Origin of the sequence: Paenibacillus sp. F411, from assembly GCF_017582705.1 — a bacterium.
Lineage (GTDB): Bacteria > Bacillota > Bacilli > Paenibacillales > Paenibacillaceae > Paenibacillus_AQ > Paenibacillus_AQ algicola.
The window spans coordinates 1-507 of record NZ_JAGFIP010000059.1 but is presented as its reverse complement, the minus strand read 5'-3'; the positions used below and the strand labels follow the sequence as shown (position 1 = coordinate 507).

Genomic DNA, 507 nt, shown 5'->3' with positions numbered 1-507 from the left:
ATGCTTTCCGAATGCGATCTAACGCTTGCTTTGCACTTCGTTTTGGCCTGAATCCGAATGACGTTTCCTGAAAATCCGCCTCGAAGATCGGTTCCATGACGAGTTTCGCTGCCATCTGGATGACGCGGTCTCTCACCGTGGGAATGCCCAGCGGTCGCTTTTTGCCATCCTTCTTCGGAATGTAGTGGCGCCTTACAGGTTGCGGATGATAATTGCCTTCCTTAAGAAGACGTTGACATTCGTGTACAAAGAGCACCTCTCCTTGTTTCTCGATGTCTGCCAGTGTCTCTCCGTCGATTCCAGCTGAACCCTTATTAGCTCGTACTCTTCGCCATGCCTCCCACAGGATGTCTATTCGATAGACCTTGTCGTACAACGCGTGAAACCTTCGCTTCTTGCTTTCCTTGGCCGCATGACCTAGTTTCTCTTGGAGTTGTTGAACGTTTTCCTTTGGTGTTGTTAGCCGTTTGGCATTCACTGACTCGTACCTCCTTATGAAACTTGAAC

At 49.3% G+C, this 507-nt stretch carries 1 protein-coding gene; it reads right to left on the bottom strand.

Annotation, left to right across the window (positions count from 1 at the left end):
* The coding region (locus JJQ72_RS20320; protein ID WP_347880785.1) for a reverse transcriptase domain-containing protein at positions 1-478 on the bottom strand (478 nt) is incomplete at its 3' end.
* Positions 479-507 lie beyond the last annotated feature (29 nt).